Consider the following 9,556-nt stretch of genomic DNA (forward strand, 5'->3'; position numbering starts at 1 on the left):
AATTCTTGTTTAATTTTTTGTTCCGAAATCATATAAAACTTACGAAAAATCAAAACCTGATTTAAAAATAATATAACATTGTTATTAAATATGGAATTTAATAAAAATTTTCACCAAGAATATCTTAAGTTTCTAGGAATGATTAATGAGGTAAATAATAAAAATTTCAAAAAAATTATCTATTAATCATTTCGTTAATGGACTCTGCCATAGCATGTCCTTCAACAGTAATAATTGCTTTTTCAATACCTTCAACGTTTTCTGCTCTGATTTTAGTATCAGCAGCAATACGAGTAATACTCATACAACCAGGATTTGTTGGTTTAAGAGTAATTTCAGCTTGATCACCGTCAACGGTAATGTTTTGTACAATACCCATTTCTACAATACTGATTCCCATGTGGGGGTCGTTGATTGGAGTAATTGCGTCTTTAATTTCATTTACTAAATCTTCTGACATATTAAGTCTCCTATAATTTATGTATTTATAATTATTAATAATGGTATTTATATATGTTGTTATTTTTTCAAACGATGCTTTAATTTAACTGCAATACCATTCTTACATTCTTCCATTTCACGACCAGTCATCACGGCTTTACCAACGCCAACAACTGTATCATCTCGTACAACAACCACTTCATCGTTTGGAAGAATCTTATGGTCTGCTTTTTCAATTCCTGGTGCAAAAACAGTATTCGTTTCCAAATCAAAATCAATATTGACGATATGGATTCCCAAATCTTTAAGTATTTCTCCACCGGGCAAATTTAATCTGTATAATCCATAATCTTTATTCAATAATGCTAATTGGGTACCATTGGATAAGATTCTTTTATGGTACATTCCTTTGGTTTTAACATTGTCCGGAATGAATTTGTCTCCATTCTCCCCAAATTGATATTTTGCAATGGATTTAAGTTCATGCAATGTTTTTTCGCGTCTGTTCATTCTTTCGTGATTTTTAAGTTCCATTCTTAAATTATAAAGTGAATCTGGGGATGTTGGGCGTTCGTCAACACAAACATTGACAAAGTCATCAGTATAATATTCTAATGATTCCAAATATCCTCCTGCAAGATTGGCAACGATAGTTTTGCCCTCACAATATTTGGCTATCAGCTTTCCGCTTTCTTCAATTTCATTTTCAGACCATGAACCTGTAGTACTTACATCATAAGATTGAATGGGAAAGGTGTTTTCAAGTTCTCTAGGACAGATTCCAAAAGGAGATGTTACGATAAGCTCTTGAAAAGATCTAGTTAGTTTTCTAAATTTTTGATGGGATTTGGAATTGGAATATGGTTTTTTCATACTGCATGGTAATAAAACAACAGTATCTCCAAGTGGTTTCATGATTTCCATTCTTTGTCTCCATCTTACCGCTTCCGGACGGTAGAGTGACTCTTCGCTTGAACATATTACTTTCATATTATTCCTCAAAAGCTTTTATTAATTCATTGTCTAATTTAATTAATCTTTCAATGTTGTCATCACTATCTTCAATAGTTCTTTGCCATTTTGCAATTACAAAATCAATATCAACTTCCTTGCTGCCACTAACAAGATTATCTGCATGAGCGACAATTTTTTCTTCAAGAGTCAGTGGAAGATATGATTTTTTTGGAAGTCCCAGTTTTTCAGCTTCTTCAGCGGTTATTCCCGCACCGATATGTCTTTCAATAATGTGTAAAACATCATCGTTGTATCCATATTTTTCGGCAATTTCCACACCTCTGATTGCATGAGTTATGCCATGGGTCTTGGATCTTCCAATATCATGCAATAAAGCGCCTTTTCTTATAAGGTCTTCATCTACATCATCAAAATTAGCTGCTATTTTCATAGCTTTTTGGTAAACGGCTTTGCAGTGTTGGATTACATTTTTAGGAGTTCCTTCCTTTTCAAGCAATTCAATTTCCATTTTATCTATTTTTTTCACTGAATGATTTGAAATTGCTTTCAACCATTTTGATATCTTCTTTAATCTGCTTTATGTTAACCGCATTGTCCTGGAATTCCAATTCATCTCCACATACTGGACATAAAAATTCGTAATCTGATGCATCATCAAAATCAAGTCTCACATGACCTTGCGGACATAAAAAGAACATGTTGTTTTCTTCACGTTCCAATTCATCATTCAGCATCTTCAAATAATCTTCAGAGTCTTTAATGATACGATTTATGACTTCTTCTTTTTCAAATTTCCAGGTATATGTAAACCATTGTGTTTCAGGGTCTTTACTTCTTTTATAACTAGCTAATCCTAAATCGTAAAGTTTGTATAGTATTTTTCTAACAATATTTAATTTGATTTCAGTTTTATTGGCGATTTCTTCGTCAGTTTCAACACCGTCGATTAATGCTTGAACAATAGGTAAATTGCTTTCATCTTCAACAACATTGGTTAATAAAGTCTTTACTAATGGATCATCTATCATTTAATTTCCCCTTAACACATTTATAAAAATAATTTAATACTATTATTAGATATATATTTTTTATTATAAAAATATATCTAATCTAGTATTTTTCTAAAATTTCCAATAAGTTTTGAGTAATATAGTCCACTTCTTCATCTGTTAGTGTTGAATAAAGTGGTAAACTGATTTCATTTACAAATAAATTATAAGCATTCGGATAATCCTTAATGTCAAAACCTAAATTTTTATATGCGGTTAATAGTGGTAGAGGCTTATAATGGACATTTGTGCTTATTCCGCGCTCTTCCATTTTAATGATAATCTCGTTACGCTCTTCAAGAGTGATGTCTTTTAATCTTGCGAGGAATAAATGGGCTGAGGAAGAGTGAGACTCGCCAGTATGATTTGGAACAATTACTCTTGTGCCTTTAAATGCATTTTCATATCTTTTAACAATTTCATGTCTTCTGGATAACATTGAATCGTATCTTTTCATTTGCCCTAAACCAATTCCTGCTTGCACATCAGTCATATTGCATTTATATGCAGGCAAAATGATGTCATATTCCCATGATCCTTTTTGGGTTTTTTCTAATGCATCTTTGGTTTGTCCGTGAAGTGAGTAAATCTGGTATTTCTTGTATAATGATTCACTGTCAATTCCTTTATGTGCTTTCCATGTAACTGCTCCACCTTCAGCGGTTGTTAGGTTTTTAACTGCATGGAATGAAAAACAGCTAAAATCAGCGATTGCTCCGGCACGTTTTCCATTCTGGATTGCACCAAAGCCGTGAGCACAGTCATTTACAATAATGACTCTGTTGAATGCCTTTTGCAAATCATTGGCAGGTGTAAATAAGTCTTTTTTGGACTCAATGATTTCATAAATCTTATCATAATCACATAATATTCCTGCAATATCAACTGGAATGATTGCTTTTGTTTTTTCAGTAATTGCATCAGCCATTTTTTCGTAATTCATTTCCTCTCTGTCAGTTTGGCTGTCTACCATTACTGGAGTTGCCCCAACATGACAGATTACGCTGCATGAAGCAGTATAAGTATAAGCAGGTACAATCACTTCATCACCTTCTCCAATGCCTAATACTCGCAATGTCATTTCCAAAGCGGTTGTCGCTGCACTCAAACAGACAGTTTTATCGCTGCCACAATACTCTGTTATTTTGGCTTCCAGTTCTTTTGTTTTAGGTCCTGTTGTAATCCAGCCTGATTTTAATGCGCTGATTACTTCTTCAATTTCAATTTCAGTTATGTCAGGGGGTGAGAAAGGTATATTCATTGTATATCTCCATTAACTTCTTCAGGTTCTCTGTATGTAGGAACACATTTTTTCATAGTTTCTTTTATCTCTTCTTTTGATGTATGTTCGTTATTTATAATGTCCCTAAACATGTCTAATTTATTTTCGATATCATCCATTGTAAAGTTCATGGATTCGGTTATGTAAATCTTTTCATGTTTAGTTTCCTGTAAATTTTCTTCATTCATCAGCAGTTCTTCATAGAGTTTCTCTCCAGGCCTCATTCCGGTAATTTCAATTTCTATGTCTTTTCCAAGTGTGTATCCTGATAATTCAATGAGGCTTTTTGCCAGATCATAAATTTTAACCGGTTCTCCCATATCCAAAACGAATATTTCTCCTCCTTCAGCATAAGTGATTGCCTGAAGGACTAAAGCTACTGCTTCAGGTATGGTCATGAAAAATCTTGTAATTTCCTTGTGAGTAACTGTAAGAGGCCCTCCATGAGCTAGCTGTTTTTTAAATAGTGGGACAACAGACCCATTACTTCCAAGCACATTTCCAAAACGGACTGCAACATATTCTGTAGCACTCTGTTTGTCTTTTGCCTGGATAATCATTTCACATAATCTTTTGGTTGCACCCATTATGTTGGTTGGGTTGACTGCCTTATCAGTTGAAATTAAAATAAAACGTTTGACACCATATTTGTCGGAGCAATTAACAAGATTGTATGTTCCAAACACATTATTCTTAATTGCTTCAGTAGGATTATTTTCCATTAGGGGAACATGCTTATGCGCCGCTGCATGAAATACAATTTCAGGTCTGTATGTATCAAATATTGTATCCAACCTTTCTTTTTCACGAATATTTGCAACAACCGCACGTATGTCATTATTTGGATGATTGGTTTTAAGTTCCAGTTCAATATCATATAAGCTGTTTTCATAGTTGTCCAGTAAAAGGATTTGTTTCGGGTCATGGAGCATTATTTGTCTGCATAATTCTGAACCGATTGACCCTCCGGCTCCGGTTACCAAAACAACTTTTTTGTTGATTAGACTTTTGATGTTGTGATTGTCAAGTTCAACAGGATCTCTTCCAAGCAAATCTTCAATGCTCACGTCTCTTAAACTGTTGTATAGGTTTTCTTCAGTAATCAGTTCAGTCAGACTCGGCAATATCTTTACTTTACAATTGGTTTTGCCGCAGATTTCAAGAATTTCCTTTTTGTTTTTGTTGTCTATGTTTACAATTGAGAAAAAGATTTCGTCGACATTTTCGGATTCCCAGACTTTTATGATGTCATCGCGTGTACCGATAATCCTCACGCCTGCCACTGAATATCCCAAACGCTTTTTGTTGTCATCAATTATTCCGATTATTTCATATTGGCCTTTGAGTGTGGCATTTATTGTTTTGATTATGTCGTTTGCGGAATATCCTCCTCCGATTATTAGCAAATTCTTTTTATTTTCAGAAGAGTAGTTGATTCCTTTATTGACCACATCATTTAAAAGGACATATCTTATAATTAAACGGTATGCTATTAGGATTACACCTATTACAGCACCTATGAGCAAATTAAGTTTAATTGACGGATTTACCATATGTAATACTAATTCTTCAATTAATGATACTATAAGTGAGGATATCACTGCCAATACTATGTATAATGCGTAATCTTGATTATTTTCATAACGGATAATGTTTGTGTATCTTTTTGATAATCTGAATACAATTTGAAAAACAATTATGGCTAAAACAATACTGATTAGAATTTCATTTCTGGTAACTGCACTTGTTGGCTGCATTAGAAATGAATCCGTAATGAGTACTGATACAAGATAATATCCAAAAATAATGGAAATGCAGTCCATTAAAGGCAATAAATAATTTCTATATTTGGCAATGCTATCTACGTTCACTTGTCTCAATCCGTTATAATTTATTTGATAATATTATATTTTTTATAAAAACATAAATATAAAACTTATCTTTTAGTTAATTATCACAGCTATTTAATCTTTTTTCAGGAAAATATGTGGATTTATTTTTTAAAATTAGTTTTTACCGCTTCATCCAGATTAAATTTTTCTTATTATGACTGCAGGGGTGTGTGTAATTGAATCAAGGTCTTCAATAGTTACTTCATCAATTTCAGAACCTAAAACTGCTTTGACACTATGTATGGTTTTCATTTCGGTTGAAAGGGATTTCTGATAATCTTCAGCAATATTTGCTATTTCAAGGGCGCTTTCAACATCCATCTTTTCACTGCAACCTAATGGTGTTGATCCCATATTTTCTGATAATTGTCCCCTGAGATATCCGAAAAAACCATTGTCGGCATCAATGCCCTCAATTGCAATCGGAAGGCCTGTAAAGTATTTGCCGTTTTTCATGTAAGTCGCATCGGTGTCAATAATCATAACACAGACATCCTTTCCAATTTCATCTTTGATTTCACATGCAACTTTTTCAGGATTTTCCGGAAGAAGTGAAACAAATGTTCCGGGAGCATTACTCAAGTCAATTCCTGCCTCAGAAGCAGGTTTAAGTGCATGTTTTAAACCGTATAATTGGAGAACTACCTCTTTATGGGCTTCTGTTTCTTTTGGAAGTTTTCTTAAATTTTTGATGGTTCTTTTTTTAATTTTTAACAAAGGTCCAAGAACATAACCCCAGAGATATTTGCTCCATATGACAGTTAGAAATTTTGCAGTTAGTGACGGTGTGTATTTTGCCTCATCGACCAGACGGTTCTGTGAAACTGAAATTGGAGTTTCAGCAATAACCAGATAATCATTATCCTTCATTAATCTTTTTGCAGGTTCGATTATTGAATCCAAATTATCATTCGGTTTAATATAGCCGGTTTCAATTGGAATTACGATGTAATCTCCATTAATTACATGTTTAATATTTTCAAGTTCTTCATCAATCATAAAAATCTTTATTAAAAATTATATTAAATATATAACACAATAGAGTATTAAATAATTATCTATTTACGGAGGGTCCCTATGGAAAGAAAATTTATCACATATTTTGAACAACAAGGCAAAGATTACACAAATGACTTGATTAAAAGCGTAAAAGACAAAATTGAATCCAACTGTGATATAAAAAGAATCATAATAGCTTCTGCAACTGGTGAATCTGCATTAAAATTACATGCCGCTCTTGATGATGATATTGAAATAATCAATGTTACTCATCATATGGGGTTCAGCGGTCCGAATGAGTCAGATATCTCAGAAGATATGATTGAAAAACTGGAGGATGCAGGTATAAAAACTTACTTTGGTTCACATGTGTTCAGTGGGGCTGCAAGAGGAGTTACCAATAAATATGGAGGATATTCTCCATTGGATGTGGTGGCTGATACATTGAGAATGTTTTCCCATGGTGTCAAAGTTTCTGCTGAAATATCTATAATGGCTGCTGATGCCGGTTTAATTCCAGTCGGTGAAAAGATTATTGCAATTGGTGGAAGAGGTCATGGTGTTGACACCGCTGTCATTTTAACACCGGTTAATGCCAAAAATTTATTTGATTTGAAATTTCATGAAATTATTGCAATGCCTAAGGAATAGAATTATAAATTAATTTCAGGGATATTTTTTCATATTTATATAATAATTAGTTGCATTTAAATATTAGTTTCAATAGAAATATTTAACAATATTTAAAATAGCAGAGTATGTGGGGTTAAGTTGTGAAATTTATAGATGATGCAATCAAAGAATCCGAACAAAGAATGGAAGAAAAAACACCTGAGAAAGTCTCTTCTGACATTGATGATGAGCTTATAAATATTATTAAAGGTGTTAAAACTAATATTTTTGTTGTTGGTGCTGGAGGTGCAGGAAACAACACTATTTCAAGATTAAATGAAATGGGTATCGAAGGAGCAACAACAATAGCAGTAAATACTGATGCTCAAGATTTATTTTACTGTCAATCACCTAAAAAAATCCTTTTAGGAAGACAAACCTCAAAAGGATTGGGTGCTGGTGGAGAACCATCCGTCGGTGAAGAATGCGCTGAAGAAAGTGAAGATGAAATCAGAGAAGAATTAGAAGGCGCAGATATGGTGTTTGTCACTTGCGGTCTTGGTGGAGGAACCGGTACTGGTTCTGCACCGATTATTGCTAAATTAGCTAAAAAGTTAGGTGCATTAACCGTTGCTGTTGCCACTATGCCATTTTCTGCTGAAGGAATTAAAAGAAGAGAAAATGCAGATCAAGGTTTAGAAAAACTTCAAGACGCTGCTGACACTGTTATTGTTATTCCTAATGATAAATTATTAGAAGTTGCACCAAATTTACCTTTAAACAAAGCATTCATGGTGTCTGATGAAATTTTAGGAAGAGCTGTTAAAGGAATCACTGAATTAATTACTAAGAAAGGTCTTGTAAGTTTAGACTTTGCAGATATTAGAAGTATCATGAGTGGTTCTGGAATGGCTATGATTGGTATGGGTGAATCTGATTCTGGAGACAGAGCTTTGGAATCCGTACATGAAGCATTAAGCAGTCCTTTATTGGACATTGATATTTCAAATGCTACTGGTGCATTAGTTAACATATCCGGTAGTTCTGATTTAACATTACATGAAGCTGAAAAAATCGTTCAAGTTGTTGCTGACAAATTGGATCCTGAAGCCAATATCATTTGGGGTACTCAAATCGATGAAAGTCTTCAAAATACTGTTAGAACCACTGTGGTTGTTTCTGGTATTAAATCTAATTATAATTCAACTGATGCTTCAGAAATTCAATATGCTGAAGAAAAATCAGAATCTGATTCTACCGGTGATGAATTAGATGATTTTATTGATGGAATTTTCTAATTCCATTTCATTAATTTTTTTTCAAAATAAAAAGATTTATTAATGTTTAAATTATAAATTATTTTATTACTATTATTTTATGATTATAAATTTTTTAATTCGGGTATTCAAATGAATGTACAAGAAGATTTTAACAAGTTTATTAAAGATGCAAAAAGAGTATTAAAAGTATCAAGAAAACCTGATTCAAATGAATATATCGATTTAGCTAAAATTTCAGCTCTTGGGGTTGTAGTTATTGGCGGTATCGGTTATCTTATTGTTGTTTTAGGTTATTTAATTGGTTTATAAAACCAATATTTTATTTTTTTGATCATAATTTAATTTTTTTTATTGCATTATTTTTTTCTCAAAATATATTGTTTTTTGAAAAGTTTTAAATACTATTAGTTACCATATTTATTACTATTATAGAATTCTTATTTTTCAGAATTTTTTTGTCTGAAAATTAATGGCTTTTATAATATTTTTTAACTTAATGTATGATTTTATTAACAAGTAAAAATTTAAAAAATAGGTGAATTTTTCATGGAAGATACTAACAGTTCCATATATGCTCTTAAGACCTCTGCGGGTCAAGAAAGAAATGTTGCCCGGCTCTTAGCTCGTAAAGCTAGAACCATTGATGGTGTAGGCATTTCATCAATTCTTGTTCCAGAATCTTTAAAAGGATATATTTTAGTTGAATCTTCAACAAAAATTGATCTTAGAAACCCTGATTTAAAAGTGCAACATTTAAGAGGGGTTGTAGAAGGTAGTGTTGGCATTACCTTTGAAGAAGTTAAAAGATTCTTAAAACCAGAACCTATTATTTCCTCTATACAGAAAGGAAGTATTGTCGAACTCATTTCTGGTCCATTTAAAGGTGAAAGAGCAAAAGTGGTTCGTATTGATGAATCACGTGAAGAAGTCGTTCTTGAGTTAATAGAAGCTGCAGTACCAATTCCGGTTACTGTTAAAGCTGATCAAATTAGAATAATTCAAAAGGAGGCTGACTGATGGCTAAAG

General features: G+C 32.8%; 11 protein-coding genes. 4 read left to right on the forward strand and 7 right to left on the reverse strand.

The genetic code is table 11. The annotated features are described in order from the left end of the window. Window positions 1-175: 175 nt before the first annotated feature. From IJ258_RS07585 to IJ258_RS07615, 7 genes are all read right to left on the reverse strand, one after another. Window positions 176-460 (reverse strand): iron-sulfur cluster assembly protein, encoded by a 285-nt coding sequence (locus tag IJ258_RS07585; protein ID WP_292805298.1) that lies wholly within the window; start codon window positions 458-460, stop codon window positions 176-178. A 59-nt stretch (window positions 461-519) separates the two neighbouring features. After that, entirely contained in the window at window positions 520-1,431 is a 912-nt protein-coding gene (locus IJ258_RS07590) for a DUF5591 domain-containing protein (protein WP_292805301.1), read from the reverse strand. 1 nt (window position 1,432) lies between these two features. Beyond that, complete coding sequence (locus IJ258_RS07595) at window positions 1,433-1,924, reverse strand: TIGR00295 family protein (protein ID WP_292805304.1); 492 nt, start codon at window positions 1,922-1,924, stop codon at window positions 1,433-1,435. A gap of 1 nt (window position 1,925) precedes the next feature. Then, the gene (gene tfe / locus IJ258_RS07600; RefSeq protein WP_292805307.1) at window positions 1,926-2,444 is read right to left on the reverse strand and encodes a transcription factor E; all 519 of its coding nucleotides are present in this window, start codon (window positions 2,442-2,444) and stop codon (window positions 1,926-1,928) included. 82 nt (window positions 2,445-2,526) lie between these two features. Further along, the gene (locus IJ258_RS07605; protein WP_292805310.1) at window positions 2,527-3,726 is read right to left on the reverse strand and encodes a DegT/DnrJ/EryC1/StrS aminotransferase family protein; all 1,200 of its coding nucleotides are present in this window, start codon (window positions 3,724-3,726) and stop codon (window positions 2,527-2,529) included. After that, entirely contained in the window at window positions 3,723-5,618 is a 1,896-nt protein-coding gene (locus IJ258_RS07610; protein ID WP_292805313.1) for a nucleoside-diphosphate sugar epimerase/dehydratase, read from the reverse strand. The genes IJ258_RS07605 and IJ258_RS07610 overlap by 4 nt, the downstream gene beginning before the upstream one ends. A gap of 159 nt (window positions 5,619-5,777) precedes the next feature. Beyond that, window positions 5,778-6,635, reverse strand: coding sequence for a coenzyme F420-0:L-glutamate ligase (locus tag IJ258_RS07615; RefSeq protein WP_292805326.1), 858 nt, complete (start codon window positions 6,633-6,635; stop codon window positions 5,778-5,780). Between the two features lie 81 nt (window positions 6,636-6,716). On the opposite strand from IJ258_RS07615, the gene IJ258_RS07620 reads away from it, so the two are divergent. From IJ258_RS07620 to IJ258_RS07635, 4 genes are all read left to right on the forward strand, one after another. After that, the gene (locus IJ258_RS07620) at window positions 6,717-7,289 is read left to right on the forward strand and encodes a pyruvate kinase alpha/beta domain-containing protein (RefSeq protein ID WP_292805316.1); all 573 of its coding nucleotides are present in this window, start codon (window positions 6,717-6,719) and stop codon (window positions 7,287-7,289) included. A gap of 122 nt (window positions 7,290-7,411) precedes the next feature. Further along, complete coding sequence (gene ftsZ / locus IJ258_RS07625; protein WP_292805319.1) at window positions 7,412-8,548, forward strand: cell division protein FtsZ; 1,137 nt, start codon at window positions 7,412-7,414, stop codon at window positions 8,546-8,548. Window positions 8,549-8,659: 111 nt separating this feature from the next. After that, window positions 8,660-8,839, forward strand: coding sequence for a protein translocase SEC61 complex subunit gamma (locus IJ258_RS07630; RefSeq protein ID WP_292805321.1), 180 nt, complete (start codon window positions 8,660-8,662; stop codon window positions 8,837-8,839). 237 nt (window positions 8,840-9,076) lie between these two features. Next, complete coding sequence (locus tag IJ258_RS07635) at window positions 9,077-9,547, forward strand: transcription elongation factor Spt5 (protein WP_292805323.1); 471 nt, start codon at window positions 9,077-9,079, stop codon at window positions 9,545-9,547. The last annotated feature ends 9 nt before the right edge of the window (window positions 9,548-9,556 follow it).

This window comes from Methanobrevibacter sp. (genome assembly GCF_017468685.1).
Taxonomy (GTDB): Archaea; Methanobacteriota; Methanobacteria; order Methanobacteriales; family Methanobacteriaceae; genus Methanocatella.

What these genes read in the sequence shown, in the direction of transcription:
- IJ258_RS07585 (WP_292805298.1), bottom strand. Translation starts at nt 460, where the DNA reads ATGTCAGAAGATTTAGTAAATGAAATTAAAGACGCAATTACTCCAATC.
- IJ258_RS07590 (WP_292805301.1), bottom strand. Translation starts at nt 1,431, where the DNA reads ATGAAAGTAATATGTTCAAGCGAAGAGTCACTCTACCGTCCGGAAGCG.
- IJ258_RS07595 (WP_292805304.1), bottom strand. Translation starts at nt 1,924, where the DNA reads ATGGAAATTGAATTGCTTGAAAAGGAAGGAACTCCTAAAAATGTAATC.
- tfe (WP_292805307.1), bottom strand. Translation starts at nt 2,444, where the DNA reads ATGATAGATGATCCATTAGTAAAGACTTTATTAACCAATGTTGTTGAA.
- IJ258_RS07605 (WP_292805310.1), bottom strand. Translation starts at nt 3,726, where the DNA reads ATGAATATACCTTTCTCACCCCCTGACATAACTGAAATTGAAATTGAA.
- IJ258_RS07620 (WP_292805316.1), top strand. Translation starts at nt 6,717, where the DNA reads ATGGAAAGAAAATTTATCACATATTTTGAACAACAAGGCAAAGATTAC.
- IJ258_RS07630 (WP_292805321.1), top strand. Translation starts at nt 8,660, where the DNA reads ATGAATGTACAAGAAGATTTTAACAAGTTTATTAAAGATGCAAAAAGA.
- IJ258_RS07635 (WP_292805323.1), top strand. Translation starts at nt 9,077, where the DNA reads ATGGAAGATACTAACAGTTCCATATATGCTCTTAAGACCTCTGCGGGT.